At 58.4% G+C, this 14,448-nt stretch carries 14 protein-coding genes; 4 read left to right on the plus strand and 10 right to left on the minus strand.

Features of this window, described 5'->3' with window-relative positions; translation table 11 throughout:
- The first annotated feature begins 3 nt into the window (after positions 1-3).
- The 4 genes from AC5S16_RS01060 (at position 4) to AC5S16_RS01075 (ending at position 3,745) form a co-directional block, all read left to right on the plus strand.
- On the plus strand, positions 4-906 hold the full coding sequence (locus AC5S16_RS01060; protein ID WP_493928146.1) for an SCO family protein: 903 nt from the start codon (positions 4-6) through the stop codon (positions 904-906).
- The gene (locus AC5S16_RS01065) at positions 903-1,400 is read left to right on the plus strand and encodes a gluconokinase (protein WP_493928147.1); all 498 of its coding nucleotides are present in this window, start codon (positions 903-905) and stop codon (positions 1,398-1,400) included. Before AC5S16_RS01060 ends, AC5S16_RS01065 begins: the two co-directional genes overlap by 4 nt.
- An 83-nt stretch (positions 1,401-1,483) precedes the next feature.
- Positions 1,484-1,858, plus strand: a complete 375-nt coding sequence (locus tag AC5S16_RS01070) for a hypothetical protein (RefSeq protein WP_493928148.1) — start codon at positions 1,484-1,486, stop codon at positions 1,856-1,858.
- 6 nt (positions 1,859-1,864) lie between these two features.
- Entirely contained in the window at positions 1,865-3,745 is a 1,881-nt protein-coding gene (locus tag AC5S16_RS01075; RefSeq protein ID WP_493928149.1) for an ABC transporter ATP-binding protein, read from the plus strand.
- Between the two features lie 246 nt (positions 3,746-3,991).
- Here the strand turns inward: AC5S16_RS01075 and AC5S16_RS01080 are convergent, their stop codons facing one another.
- The 10 genes from AC5S16_RS01080 to truA all read right to left on the minus strand — a co-directional run bounded on the left by AC5S16_RS01080 (position 3,992) and on the right by truA (position 14,332).
- Entirely contained in the window at positions 3,992-4,474 is a 483-nt protein-coding gene (locus AC5S16_RS01080; RefSeq protein ID WP_493928150.1) for a peptidoglycan-binding domain-containing protein, read from the minus strand.
- 637 nt (positions 4,475-5,111) lie between these two features.
- A complete protein-coding gene (locus tag AC5S16_RS01085; protein WP_493928151.1) occupies positions 5,112-6,767 on the minus strand; it encodes a trypsin-like peptidase domain-containing protein in 1,656 nt (551 codons plus the stop codon).
- A 509-nt stretch (positions 6,768-7,276) separates the two neighbouring features.
- Positions 7,277-8,185: a DMT family transporter gene (locus AC5S16_RS01090; RefSeq protein ID WP_493928152.1), complete on the minus strand. Its 909-nt coding sequence runs from the start codon at positions 8,183-8,185 to the stop codon at positions 7,277-7,279.
- A 9-nt stretch (positions 8,186-8,194) separates the two neighbouring features.
- Complete coding sequence (locus tag AC5S16_RS01095) at positions 8,195-8,623, minus strand: type II toxin-antitoxin system VapC family toxin (protein WP_493928153.1); 429 nt, start codon at positions 8,621-8,623, stop codon at positions 8,195-8,197.
- On the minus strand, positions 8,620-8,859 hold the full coding sequence (locus AC5S16_RS01100; protein WP_493928154.1) for a type II toxin-antitoxin system Phd/YefM family antitoxin: 240 nt from the start codon (positions 8,857-8,859) through the stop codon (positions 8,620-8,622). The genes AC5S16_RS01095 and AC5S16_RS01100 overlap by 4 nt, the downstream gene beginning before the upstream one ends.
- A 55-nt stretch (positions 8,860-8,914) precedes the next feature.
- Complete coding sequence (locus tag AC5S16_RS01105; RefSeq protein WP_493928155.1) at positions 8,915-9,424, minus strand: Uma2 family endonuclease; 510 nt, start codon at positions 9,422-9,424, stop codon at positions 8,915-8,917.
- A gap of 19 nt (positions 9,425-9,443) precedes the next feature.
- On the minus strand, positions 9,444-11,156 hold the full coding sequence (locus AC5S16_RS01110; RefSeq protein WP_493928156.1) for an amidohydrolase: 1,713 nt from the start codon (positions 11,154-11,156) through the stop codon (positions 9,444-9,446).
- Between the two features lie 339 nt (positions 11,157-11,495).
- Entirely contained in the window at positions 11,496-11,867 is a 372-nt protein-coding gene (locus AC5S16_RS01115) for a DoxX family protein (protein ID WP_493928157.1), read from the minus strand.
- An 82-nt stretch (positions 11,868-11,949) separates the two neighbouring features.
- Positions 11,950-13,161 carry a M20/M25/M40 family metallo-hydrolase gene (locus AC5S16_RS01120; RefSeq protein ID WP_493928158.1) on the minus strand — a complete coding sequence of 404 codons (1,212 nt, stop codon included), beginning with the start codon at positions 13,159-13,161 and terminating at the stop codon, positions 11,950-11,952.
- A 388-nt stretch (positions 13,162-13,549) separates the two neighbouring features.
- Positions 13,550-14,332, minus strand: coding sequence for a tRNA pseudouridine(38-40) synthase TruA (gene truA / locus AC5S16_RS01125; RefSeq protein ID WP_493928159.1), 783 nt, complete (start codon positions 14,330-14,332; stop codon positions 13,550-13,552).
- Between the last annotated feature and the right edge of the window lie 116 nt (positions 14,333-14,448).

The following is a 14,448-nucleotide window of genomic DNA, read 5'->3' on the forward strand; positions in this document are numbered from 1 at the left end:
CCTGTGAACCCGAAATTTCTGAGCCCAGTTTGCGCCGCCGCGCTTGCGGGCCTGCTCCTTTTTGGCGGCTGCCGAAGACAAAATACCCAAGCATCGTACGCTGGAGCGAAGCACTATCCTGTACGCGGCAAGGTCGTTTCCGTCGATGCGCAGCATGCGGAAGTGGTGCTCGACGCTGCTGCTATTCCCGGATACATGGAAGCGATGACGATGCCTTACAAACTCAAGAATCCGAGCATCATCAGCGAGCTTCATCCGGGCGACAGCATCACGGCCACTCTGACTGCGACCAGCGACTCCGACTCGATTGATGAAATTGTCATCGTCGCCCAGGCCAAGCCCGATTACAAGCCGAGCTACTTTTATCATCCGATCAAGCCTGGCGATCAGATACCCGACTTCAAGCTGCTCAACCAGAGCGGGAAGCAGATTCACCTCGGCGAGTTTCACGGTAAGGTGCTGCTCATGACTTTTATCTACACACGCTGCCCGCTTGCTGATTTCTGCCCGCGCATGAGCCGTAATTTTGCGCAGATTGACAAGACTTTGCAGAAGGAGCCCGAGCTCTACGGCAAGACACATCTGCTGAGCGTCAGCTTCGATCCCGATTACGATACGCCGCAGGTGCTGCGCAGCTATGGGAGTGCCTACACCGGCAACTACACGAAAGAGACCTTTGCGCACTGGGACTTCGCTGCACCCAATAAAGCTGATCTTGCTGCTGTGCTGCGCTTTTTCGATGTAGGCGCCACTCCGGAAAAAGATCGCACCATCACGCACTCGCTTTCGACGCTTGTCATCGGGCCGGACGGCAAGGTCTTCAAGTGGTATCCAACCAACGACTGGTCGCCGGACCAGATTGTCGATGATGTGAAGCAACTCATGGCGGAAAAGGGAAAGGCATGATCGTGATCGTGATGGGAGTCAGCGGCTCGGGCAAGACTACAGCTGCGCTGGCATTGCAGAAGCTCACCGGCTGGCAGTTTGCAGAAGGCGACGATTACCATCCGGAGGCCAACCGCCGGAAGATGTCCTCCGGCATTCCGCTCACCGATGAAGACCGCGCGCCTTGGCTGGCCACTCTGCACGGGCTCATCCGCGGATGGCACGAGCGCGGCGAAAACGGCATTCTCACCTGCTCGGCGCTGAAGCAGACATACCGCAACACGCTGGTTGGCGGACTGCCTGCGAGCGCTTATTGTTTCGCTTTGATGGAAGCACCGAAGCAACTGATCGCTGAGCGCATGCAGGTGCGGCACCACTTCATGCCTCCTGCTCTGCTTGAAAGCCAGCTGGCCACGCTCGAAAATCCAGCAGATGCGCTGCATGTTTCGGCGCAGCAGTCGCCGGAAGCTGCGGCCCGGCAGATTCTCGATGCCATTGCCGCGCAAACAAATTGAGTCGAGCTTATACCTTTCAGCGTCTGGAGAAGGATGACGGCACGTTTACACTAATAGGTATAAGTGGAGGCATATTCCCACGCATGGCAAGAACTACTATCGTCTTCGGCGTTATTCTGATTCTTCTCGGCATCTTCGGCTTTGTATCTACGGGCCACCAGCATCCCACTGCGCTGATACCCACATATTTTGGCATCGTTCTCAGCATCCTGGGCTTTCTCGCTATCACAGATGACGCGAAGAGGCGCATGCTCTTCATGCACATTGCCGTCACTGTCGGACTGCTGGGCTTTCTCGGCACAGCGAAGAGCATCTACGATTACTTCCAGTTGATCGGAGGACGGCAGTTTGCTTTTCCCGCGGCGGTTGAGGCCAAAGCGGCCATGGCTGCGATCCTGCTGCTTTTTGTTTTGCTTTGCGTGCGCTCATTTATTGCAGCGCGCCGCGCGCGAGCCTGAGATTTTATGCGACCCGGTTCCATGTCGATGAAGGCGGAGCGGACCAGCGGCGGACGCCGCAACGCTATCCGAGCGGCTGGCGACGATCCTCCGAAGAAGAAAGCTGATCTTAAAAAAGTGCTTCCCGAGGTGTGGAAGCTCATCCGCCCGCGCCGCTGGCTGCTGGTCTTCGGGCTTGTCCTGATGGCCATCAACCGTGTTGCCGGACTCGTCCTGCCGGCTTCGACCAAGTACCTCATCGACACGGTCATGCGCCAGCACCATGCAGAGAAGTTACTGCCGCTGGTGGGAGTGGTTTTCACTGCGACTGCAATTCAGGCCGTCACATCGTTCTCCTTAACGCAGCTTCTCTCGAAGGCTGCACAGCGCATGATCGCCGACCTGCGCAAACAAGTGCAGGAACATATCGGCCTGCTGCCGGTCAGCTTCTATGACGCCAACCGCACGGGCACGCTGGTATCGCGCATCATGACGGACGTGGAAGGCGTGCGCAATATTATCGGTACCGGCCTGGTCGAATTCCTTGGCGGAATGATGACGGCCATCATGGCCTTTGTGCTGCTGCTGCATACCAGCCGCAAGATCACGCTCATTGTCTTTGCCGTCATTGCCGTCTTCGTCCTCATTCTGCAGCGCGCCTTTAAGACCATCCGCCCCATCTTCCGCGAGCGCGGCAAGATCAATGCTGAAGTCACCGGGCGCCTCACCGAATCGCTTGGCGGAGTGCGCGTTGTGAAGGGTTACCATGCCGAAGGGCGCGAGGCTGGAGTTTTTGCTGAGGGCGTGCAACGGCTACTGGACAACGTGATGCGCTCGCTCACAGCCACCAGCGCGCTTTCGTTTGCGGCGACGACCGTGCTCGGCATCGTCGGCGGTACGGTAATGCTGCTTGGCGGGCGTGATGTGCTGGCGCACCGGCTCACGCTGGGCGATTACTTTCAATACAACATGTTTCTCGCCTTCATGATCGCGCCTGTTTTTCAGATTGTGAACATCGGCACGCAGCTCACAGAGGCGCTTGCCGGGCTCGACCGCACCACCGAGATCATGAGCGAGATGGACGAGTTCAGTGATCCGGAGCGCACGGTCACGCTGGGCGAGATCCATGGCAATGTCGAGTTTGAAGATGTCCGCTTCAGCTATGAGCCGGACAAGCCTGTGCTGCACGGCCTTTCGTTCCAGTCGAAGCCAGGGACAGTGACGGCGCTCGTCGGCTCTTCAGGCTCGGGCAAGTCGACGATCATCAGCCTGGTCTGCGGCTTTCACAAACCGGACTCGGGGCACGTGCTGGTCGACGGCATCGACCTTGCGACGGTGAAGCTCAGCAGCTTCCGCAGCCAGCTCGGCGTGGTGCTGCAGGAATCTTTTCTTTTTGACGGCACCATCCGCGAGAACGTGGTGTTTTCGTATCCGGACGCGACGGAAGAACAGTTTCTCGAGGCCTGCCGCATTGCGCGCGTCGATGAGTTCGCAGAGCGTTTTCCTGAGGGCTACGACACGGTTGTCGGCGAGCGCGGCGTGAAGCTGTCGGGCGGGCAGCGGCAACGGCTCTCGATCGCGCGCGCGATTCTTGCTGATCCGCGCATCCTTATCCTTGACGAGGCGACGTCGTCGCTTGATTCCGAATCGGAGCAGATGATCCAGCAAGGTCTCAGCTATCTGATGCAGGGGCGCACGACCTTCGTCATTGCCCACCGGCTCTCAACCATCCGCCGCGCTGACCAGATCCTCGTGGTCGAAGGCGGTCTGATCATAGAGCGCGGGACGCATGACAGCCTCTACGCCCTGGGAGGCCGGTACTACGACCTCTATACCCGCCAGCATGGTCTCGAGGCGAATCTGTTTCTCGCTCCTGGGGAAGGGGATGCGGTCGAGGAGCGTAGATAGGTTTCCCTGTTTTATGGGGATTGTTTGTTTTCAATGAGATAACGGGGGGCATTCCTGCTATCTCATTGATTCTTCTATATTCGTGATTCGTGGCAGAAAGCTGCCGGACACTGCGGCTCTCGATACTCTGTATGGATCCTTCGCTTCGCTCAGGATGACATTTCCTTAAAAGCAGAAAGCCCGCCAGTGAGGCGGGCTTTTTCTGTCTGATACGAATCAGCCGGTATTCCGGATTGATACCAGGTTTCAGTTCTGGATGGAGTGGGCTGAGGCCAGCGTGTTGGCTGCCGCTACGTTCGGTGTGGCCGGAGTTGCGGGAGTGGGAACGCCTGGCTGCGCCGTCGGCTTGCTTGCTGCGCTCGCTGTGGCGGTCAGGCTGCCGGTGGTGTGGTCAGGGCCCAGGCCGAGCTTGATCAGAGCGCGGGAGTCGGGGACCAGCCTGGTCTGCCAGCCGTGGTCGGACTGGTACTTTTCCATGGCTGCCTGGGTCTCATCGTCCCACTGGCCGGATGGCTCGCCGGTCAGATACTTTTCCTTGATGAGCGCGGACTGAATTTCACGGGCGCGGTCGTCGGTGATGCCTCGCTGCCCCACGACTTTCACTTTATGGGAAGCAGGTTTCTTTTTGTGGCCGGAAGTGGCGGCGCGATGGCTGCGTCCAGCAAAAGCGGGCGCGGCAACAAGCATGGCGCTTAACAAGAATGTTGAGCAAGCTCTGACTGAAAGCATTGCAATGGAACCTCATCTGGGGGAAATCAATTCAAACCTTTTGGTGAGACTAAAAAAGATCGCACCAGATTGCAAGCGAAACAGTACTGGCGTCACAATTTTTTGTGACGCCAGTACCAGACTAATACTATTGAGCAAAAACAGAGCAATTCACTTTCGATTGACTTTAAAAGCCTCTGCTGAATTGAGACTCTTAGCTAATGTCCACTCTTCTTTCTTTATGACTTCGGACTGATTTGGCGACGAAGTCCTTTCAGTTGAGTGATAACAGCATGGCATGCATCCCCTCAAACACATGCAATTCCAGTCACAGTCTGGAGCAGGACCTAGCTTTAAGCTAGCCGTGGGCGTAGCCCTAAAATTTGACGTTTGCAAAAGATTAGATGTTGTTGAGATGCTGGACTTTTGAACAGTGCACTGCTCATTGCTGGCCGCAAGTGCTGAACGGTTACTTCCGAATACGAACATCAACAGAAGTGCTAGGAAACAACACGGTACTAACTTGCTTTTCACGGGAATCTCTTATAACCAAAAAGTAACCACTAGCACATTAACTTATCATAAAGCCCACGAGATTAGACATCGCCCCGAAAACACTGGCCGATATCACGAACAGTGCCGTCCGTATCTCTTTTATCTAAGGCAGTGTTCCACCGAATAACTGTCCGCCTGCCTTTGGATGTTGTGGATCGACAACATCAAAGACCGCATCCTGTCCAGACTTGAGATTAGAAATGATCGCATTGTATTCAGCTTTGTTATTCACCGGACGTTTATTGACAGCCGCGATAACAGAACCTTCATAGCCAGACATCCCAATCTCGTCAGCAAAGGAGCCGGGCTTGACGCGCTGGATCAGCACGCCGTGCAGTCCCGGAGGAGCATTCTGCGGCAGGTCGCTGACGGTGATGCCGAGCTTGCTCTGCGAAGTATCATCGCCGCCCCTGCCCGGTCCGGCGTTTTGATCGTCGTTATCGCCGCCGGCTGCTGCGCGCTCCATGTCTGTGCGGTCAATGATGGAGACGTTTGCGGTGGACTGTTTGCCGTCGCGGCTGTATCCAAGCTGGACGTTGCTGCCGGGCTTGCGCGCGCTGATTTGGTTCACCAGATCGTCGCCATCCTTGACCGGGCGGCCGTCGATGGTGGTGATGATGTCTCCGGGCTTGAGGCCGGCCTTATCGGCAGGGAAACCGGGCTGCACGTTACGGATGATGACACCGCCATTCTTTGCGCCGTAGACACGCTGCACGGCGCTCGAGACTGCGGATTGGAACGTGATGCCGATAGAGCCGCGAACGACCTTATGGGTCGGACCGATGAGCGAGTTGTAGACATCGACAACGGTGTTCGACGGCATGGCGAAGCCGATGCCCTGATAGCCTGCCGACTGCGTGAAGATGGCGGTGTTGACGCCTACGACTTCACCGGCCATGTTGAGCAGCGGGCCGCCGGAGTTGCCGGGGTTGATGGCGGCGTCGGTCTGAATGAAGTGCTGGAACTGACCCTGAATGCCGGGCATGGTGCGGTTCTTGGCGGAGACGATGCCGGCGGTGACGGTTTGATTGAGGGTGAACGGGCTGCCGATGGCGACGACCCAGTCGCCTACCTGGGACGAGTCAGAGTTGCCGAGCTTGACGGTGGGCAGCGGGTGGTCGATGTCGATTTTGATGACGGCGAGGTCGGTGGACTTGTCAACGCCGATGACTTTTGCCGGATGGCCCTGGTTGCCGTCGGGATCGGTGGAGAGCTTCACGTAGATGCGGTCGGCTTTTTCGACGACGTGATTGTTGGTGATGATGTATCCCTTGGGGTCGACGATGAAACCGGAGCCGAGGGCTTCGCGCGCCTGGTCATCGGGCTGGCCCTGATCGGGGCCCATGCCGAAGAATCGGTTGAAGAAGTCCTGCATGCCGCCCTGGCCCTGATCGCCGCCACCACCCTGCTGATCCTGGTCGTCATCATTGTTGTCATCGTTGCCGGGGTTCTGGGGCAGCTGGCGGAAGCGCTGTCCGGGACGACGACGGCCCTGCTGCTGTTCCTTGGGCAGGGTTTCAGTATTGATGTTGACGACTGCAGGGCCGACTTCCTTGGCGATTTTGGTGAAGTCGGTGGAAAGCTCTTTTGGAGCAGGCACGCGCAGGGGAGTGGCGTCGGAGCTGTCAACTTTGGCTTCCTGACCGCGCACTCCGTGAGCAACGACCGAACCGATGATGATTCCGGCTGAAAGTGTTGCAAGAATCGTAAATGTAGAAGCGAGACGGCGCATGCGAAGCCGTTCCAGCAAAGATTTCATTCGAATCTAACCTCGTATCTGTTTCGGGAGTTGTTCTGTAGCACTGCCGGCGCAGTCACTTCCCAACACTTCAGTATAACTGCGGAAGCGGATGGCGTGCGAAAGGGCAGGTTTCACTTTCTCTTCTCATTTTGTTAGACGCAGGAAATGGTTTTGAGGTTACGTCTCTGTCAGTGGAACGTCTTTGAGGGAAGTTGGTTGCATGGGAGTGGGTGGGAAATTTTGTGGTGGGACAGAAAAATCCTAACTGCCCCACTCAAGCCAACAGAAGGCTTGAATGGGCCACTCTTCGGGATGACAGCACTAAAATTTACGGCTGTTTGCTGCGGATGTGGCCGGGATAAAAACAACCCCAGGTTAGCTCCGCGAACCTGGGGCACCCGGCAATCAGGGTATTCAGGGAGAAAACGGAAAGCTGCAACGGCACATTCAATTTCGTATGGATTCTTCCCCCCTTCGGTCAGAATGACGGATCACACTGAGGCAAAATCTGTAACTACCCCGTTCTTTTAAAGTTCGTGCGGGGTTGCGGGGATGGGAGAGGGCACGAGTTCGGTCAGTGTGATGCCGGCGAGGATGAGCACGGCTCCCATGGAAGCGCGCAGGCCGAGGTGTTCTCCCAGGACGACAAACGATGTGAGCCAGGCGAAGACCGGCTCCAGTGCGAGAATGAGCGCGGTGTGGGTGGCGGGAAGGTACTGCTGCGCGTAGGACTGCACGGTGAAGGCGGCGGCGGTGGCGAGCACGGCGGCCACCAGGAGGGCCAGGATGACGCGGGGCGTCCAGTGGACCTGAGGGTGTTCGACGAGCGGGCTGGTCAGGGCCATGAAGAGCGCGCAGAATCCTATTTGTAACAGTGCCAGTTGCGTAAAGGGGACGCGCGGCAGGGCGTGGGCGAGAGCGAGCACGTGGAGGGCGAATCCGAGAGCGCAGACCAGGGTGAGAAGGTCGCCGAGATTGATGGAATCAAAACCAAGTGATGCATGTGCAGGAATGGTGAGCAGGATGATTCCTGCGAAGGCTGCGAGCGCGCCAAGGTACGCGTTCCAGCGCGGAGCGTGCGCTCCGGGTGGGCGCAGAAACGGGATGGCCGAGAGCAGAGGCACGAGTACGACGACGAGTCCGGTAATGAAGGCGGATTTTGATGGCGTGGTGAGACGGAGGCCGGCGGTCTGGAACTGATAGCCCATGGCAAGGCAGAAGCCGGCGGCGGCTCCGCCTGTTAATGACTGACGGGTCAGGTGTTTCCAGTGTGTGCGGTAGACGATGGCCAGGCAGGCGAAGGCCACGGTCATACGGATGAGGTTGAAGAGGAGTGGGGTGATGTCCGTGAGCGCGTCCTTGATGACGACGAAGGTCGCTCCCCAGATGAAGACGACCGCGATGAGCATCAGGTGGGCGCGCAGGGAGCGGGACATGGTGGTGGCTCAGTTGGTTTTCAGGCGAACTGATTGCGCGAGCTTTTTCTGCTGGCGATCGAAGGTGTAGAAGTTGTCGGCTTTGAGTTCAAGGGCAATGGCTACATGCAGGAGATCGGCTGTTCTGATGCCGAGTTTTGCGGTGGACTGCAAAGAGAGAAATCTTGCGCGTTCAAAGGATTGCTCGGGGAGAGGAGTGAGAAGCAGGACCCCGTTCAGGATGTCGCTTTCAAAGTCATTGCGCGAAGAGAGCGCGCTGGCTGGAGAGATTTCCTTGCGAAAGACACGTAATTCAAGGGCATTGAGCAACTCCAATTCGCCCAATGTGGAAACAAGAAGGGCAACGGTTTGGGCGCGCAGCATGTGCGCGGCGAGTTGGGAATTTGCGTCAGGGCTGTAGAGCGATACCAGGAAACTGGTATCGAGGTAGGTTCTCAATAGCGGTCCCTGTCCCGGGCGATGATTTCAGCCCCGGTGACCTCGAGTGCCTTGTCGCCATAGATTTCACGCAAGCGCTTCATGAAGTCAGGCATCTTGACGGGCTCCTGTTTTTCCGGGAGCAGGCGAGCGATGACGCGGCGGCGCTTGGTGATCTCGATCTCCTCGCCCTGCCGCAGAAGGCGCTCGATCTTTGGGAAGCTGTAGCGGAGGTCGCGGACGGAGGCGCGTTTCATGTGATCTATTTTAGCATCACAATTTCCGAAGGGCTCAGGGCGAGGTGTGGCGGTTTTATTTTGTCAAACTTTCGAAGATTTCGCGGACGTCGAGATAGATCGGGGTTCCTGCGGCTTCGAAGCGCTGGACCTCGTGCCACCCGGCGATCCAGTCGAAGCCTGATTGCGTGGCGGGATCTAGCACCCAGATGTGCTTGATACCCATGCTGCGGTAGTCTTCGAGGCGGTCGTTGTAGCGGCGCACCCGGTCTTCCGGTGACAGGATTTCGATGATGGCGACAGGAGATCTGGTGATGACCTGTTCGATGGGCAGGTCGCGGGAGACAAGGCACACATCGGGAATGCGCACCCGACTTGCGGAGACGCGGACACGCTGCTCGGTCAGTGCATAGATATTCCATTCCTTGCGATGCGCATGAAACCAGGCTGCTAAGGCCGTTTGTAATTCAGCGTGATCAAATTCGCCCAAGTTGCGCTCCTCGACCTCGCCGTCCACGTAGTCGCGGTCGGGGTGGTAGGAGGTCTTGAGATAGGTTTCGAGCGCCAAGTGCGTCGTTGTGGCCATCGCTCCTCCTGACGGTATTTTAGCGGGCTTTTATACCGGCTACATACACTGTTTTGCCGCTTACTACTGTTCGGAGGACTTTGGTTTTGAGGATTTCGGCGGGGGGGATTGTGGTCAGGTCACTGTCGAGGACTACGAAGTCGGCGTAGTAGCCGCTGGAGAGCTTGCCTTTTTCCTGTTCGGCGAATTCTGCGTAGGCTGAGCCTTGCGTGTAGGCGTAGATGGCCTGCTGGATGGTGAGTTTTTCTTCGGGGTGCCAGGTCATGGTTCCGGCTTCGTTCATGCGGGTGACGGCGGCGTAGAGTCCGCGGAAGGGCGTGACCGGCTCGACCGGGTAATCGGTGCCGAAGGCGAGCGGCACGCCGGCATCGAGAAAGGATTTCCAGGCGTAGGCAGTCTTTGCGCGCTCTGGGCCGAGGCGCTGCTCGGCCCAGTTCATGTCTGTCAGAAGATGATTGGGCTGCATGGACGCGATGACTCCGAGCTGTTTGTAGCGGGCGAAATCTGCGGGGTCGACGACCTGCGAGTGCTCGATGCGGTTGCGGGGGCCGGTGAGAGTTGCGTGGAGAATTCTGTGTCCGGGGACGTGGAGGGTCTGCATGTTGGCTTTAAGGGGACCTGCGTTCTGTGCGGCGGCGAAGGCATCGAGGGCCATGCTTACGGCGCGGTCGCCGATGGCGTGAAAGCCAAGCTGGAAACCAGCCTGCGCGCGCTCGACGGCCATCTGGTTGAGCTTCTGCTGGTCGTAGCGCGGGATTCCGGAGTTGCCCGGGTCGTCAGTGTACGGAGCTTTGAGTGCTGCGGTGCGGGAGCCGAGTGAGCCGTCCATGAAGCCTTTGAGCATGGTGGTGTGGAGCATCGGGTCGTCCTGTGGATGAGAGGCGCGGTACTGCTTGAGCTGATCGACGGAGGCGTTGAAGGGAAGCCACTCGCTGATGCGGATGGGGAGCTTGCCCTCCTTTTCCAGTTGCTCGTAGACCTGGAAGTCTTCCGGGTCGGAGTTGTCCTGTACAGAGGTGAGACCGTGCTCTACGGCATCGGCAAGTGCGAGCTCGATGCCGCGGCGGCGCAGCGCTGGAAGCGGCGGAGGGATTTTCTTTTCGATCAGTGCCCGGGCTGTTTCGCGAATGATGCCTGTGGGGTCGCCGTTTTTGTCGCGGTCGATTTTGCCGCCTTGCGGATCGGGTGTGCTCTTTGAAATGCCGGCTGCGGTGAGCGCGGCGGAGTTGGCGATGGCGATGTGTCCATCGACGCGGATGAGAAACGTTGGATGGCCTGCGGTTACAGCGTCGAGGTCGGATTTTGTGGGGAGGGTCTTTGATGGCCAGAGAGTGTGGTCCCAGCCTCCTCCAGTGAGCCATGCTCCGGGTGCAGCGGCCTTGGCAGCGGCACTTACGCGCTGCTGCATCTCGGAGAGCGATTTTGTTCCGGTAACGTCGACGGAGAGCTTGATCTGTCCTGCGTTTCCCAGATGCAGGTGCGCATCGTTGAATCCGGGCATGGCGAAGGCGCCGCCGAGGTCAACCATCTGGGTTGAGGGGCCTTTCCATTTCTGAATGTCAGAGTCGCTGCCGGTGGCGACGATGGTTCCGTGCTGCACTGCGATGGCGGAGACGCGCTGCGTGTCTGTTCCAGTAAAGATGTTGCCGTGGTAGTAGATGGCGTCGGCTGGCGTCACGGTCTGGGCTCCGGCAAAGGAAGCGAAGGCAGCGAGCAGGAGAATGGCTTTCACGTTTTGGAGTCTATCAAGAGCAAGGTGGGAGAGTGCAGGGTATAGGGGATAGATTGTTGTGGTTGGGTGGGTGTTTGCTTTCCCACCCTTTTGTTGAACAACACGACAAAAGGATGGGGCACCCATTGTTGTGGCTATCGAGACGAACTGCAGGTCCCTCCGCTTCGCCTTTGGCTCCGGTCGGAATGACAATTGCCTGGCTTTGTGGCTTCTGTTGGTTGCGTTGGTTTGATCGGCATCCCGTCGGCCTCTGGCCGACCTCCCACGAGCCCTTTGATCTACTCAGGGCAAGCTCTTTCTGCTCGTGGGGGTCCTTCGACTCCGCGCTTTGCGCTTCGCTCAGGATGACGGCTTATTGTGGTTTTGTGCTTGCCAGAGGAGCCATGAAAAAACTGTTAGAAGGGAAAAGGCAGCAGGAGCGATTACGTTCAGCAGAGAATCACCGTGAAGCAGGTAAGATGCTGCTGCTCCGGTGAGCTCGAAAAAGACCCCAGCGTAGGCCCATTCCTTGATGCGAGGCCATCGGGGCACTAACAGCGCAACTGTCGCACAAATTTTCCAGAAACCAAGAATGGACATCATGTATGGCGGATAGCCGAGATGGCGCATCGCTTCCGTGGCCCAATTCGCCCGCATCAGATCCGCGATGCCACCGACGAACAATTCCGCTGCGAGGATAGCTGTAATTGTCCAGTAGAGTAGCACTTTCATCGCGTCTCCTCAGTTGAGGTATTGCGCCTTTATACCGCGATGATCGCGCAACGGTATACCGGTCCTCGATTGTAACGACTTTTCAGGAGGCCAGGAGGAGAAGCAGGATGCGGCGCAGGCCCAGCTCGCGGTTGCGCGCGTCGTACCACTCGGAGCGGGTGTGGATGCCGCCGCCGTCGCCGCCTGCTCCGAGAGAGACGGCGGGGATGCCGAGCGAGAGAGGGATGTTCGCGTCGGTCGAAGCGACACGCGGCTCTGTGCGGATATTGAAGTGCCTGTCGACGGCGCGCAGATTTTCCAGGAGCGATGATGCTTCGGGCAGCGCTCCGGCGGGGCGGTCGCCGATCTTGTCGATGGTGAACTTGAGCGCTAATTCTTTCTTTACGCCATGGTTGGCTTCGAGCACTGCGTCTTCGACGGCGCGATGGATTTCGACTTCGAGGCGGATGAGCTGTTCGGAATCGGTCGAGCGAGCATCGAAGCGGGCGCTGGCACGTTCGGGGATAGCGTTGATGGCGGTTCCGCCTTCAATGGTGCCGACATTGAGCGTGGTGCGCGGCGTGCCACTGAACTGCAAGTCACCGAGGCGTGCAATGGCACGGCTCAGGGTAACGATGGGATTGAGGCGGCTGGCGTCGGTCCACGAATGGCCTCCGGGACCGTGGATGGTGACCAGGTATCTTTTGCTTCCGAGAGCGTGGGTTACGGCGACTTCGTGGCCAGCTCCGTCGAGCACGACATGCGCTGCGATGCGGTCGCGCCATGGCGCATGTTCATAGATGTGGCGCATGCCGCGGAGATCGCCTTCGCCCTCTTCGCCTACGTTGCCGATGAATATAAGGTCGCCTGCGGGCCTGATCTGCGCGTGGCGCAGCGCCGAGGCAATGGCGAGAAGGGCAACGACGCCAGCGCCGTTGTCGCATGCTCCGGGCGCGGAGAGCTTCGTGCCGTCAAGCTGCGGGTGGATGGGAGTTTCGGCGGGAAAGACGGTATCGATGTGCGCGGAGAGGATAACACAGGGAGCGCTTCGGGTTTCGCCCGGGTAAATGCCGATGGCGTTGCCCATGCTGTCGATGGCAACATCTTCGAGCTCCAGCTCGCGGAAGCGCGCGCAGAGCCATTCGGCGCGCGGACCTTCTCCGAAGGGAGGAGCGGGGACCTCGACCAGCTCCTGCTGCCAGCGCATGATTTTCTGTTCGTAAAGATGCAGCCAGCCGAAGGCCTCGTGAACGCTCCGCTGCGATGCGAGCTGGGCGATGCGAGCGAAGGCCGTTGCTGGGAGCGTGGCGGACACTAGACTCAGCGTACAGGGTGCAGCGCTCAGCGTACAGGGCTCAGGGCTTTGATTGTTGTGGCTTGGATGGTTGCTTGCTTTTCCATCCTATCGCGCAAACCCAGCGCGACAGGATGGGGCACCTGTTGGTGTTGGATGTGGAAGAAACCGACAAACAAACCCAGATTAGCTTCGCGAACCTGGGGCACCCGGCGAGAGTATCACCTGGGTCCACATCCCGTTGGCCACTGGCCAACCTCCCACGAGCCTTCGGGTCCGTTCAGGGAAGGCTCTTACTGCTCGTGGGGGTCCTTCGACTCCCCCACCCCAGCCTGCGAACCCCACGCAGTCCGGGGACCCCGGTCCGCGTTGCTCCGCTCAGGATGACAATATTCGAGGTATGAATACCCTAACCTAAATAATCTACTGAAACCAGGAAGAGGCCGCGAGCGGGGGCGGTGGCTCCGGCGGCTGTTCTGGAGCGGGCTTCGAGGATGGTTTTGACTTCGCCGGGGGCGAAATGGCCGCGTCCTGCGTCGAGGAAAGTGCCGACCAGGTTGCGCACCATGTGGTGGAGGAAGCCTGTTCCGTGCACGCGGTAGGTCAGCAGGTCGTTTTCGTGTTCTTTCCATTCTGAAGAGAAAATTCTGCGGATGGTGCTGCGGGGCTCGCCGTCGGAGAGGCGTTGGGCAAGGTCGGAGTCGCTGGCGGCGAAGGAGGCGAAATCATGCTCGCCGACGACCAGCTCGGCGGCTTTGCGCATGGCATCTATATTCAGCGGCCAGTTGAGGGCGTAGACGTAGCGCGCGAGCCAGGGTGGGCAGATTTCGCCGCGAAAGATGCGATATTCATAGGTCTTGCCTGTGGCGTCGTGGCGGGCATGGAAATCCGGGGAAACGGGCTCTGCGCTCAGCACCCGGATGGGGGCAGGCAGGGTGCGGTTCAGTGCCCTGTGGAAATTGGCCGGGGGTATCGGAGCGGCTAATACGAAGCTTGCTACCTGGCCGAGGGCATGCACGCCGGCATCGGTGCGGCCGCTGCCCTGGGGCAGAACCCTTTCCCCTGTAACGCGTTCGATGGCATCGGCGAGGGTTCCCTGGATGGTGGCCCGTTCGGGCTGTACCTGCCATCCATGAAAGTCGGTACCATCATAGGCGAGGACCAGTTTCCATCCGGAAATGGGCCGGCTCACGGTTTCTTGATTCTTCTTAATCATTTTCTTGATTTTTCTCAATCATTTAGCGCGTCCAATGGCGAGGATAAAACATCCAATCGCTGCGATATACTCAGCTTTCCTGCAGGGGTTCG

This window comes from Acidobacterium sp. FHG110202_01 (assembly GCF_059115305.1).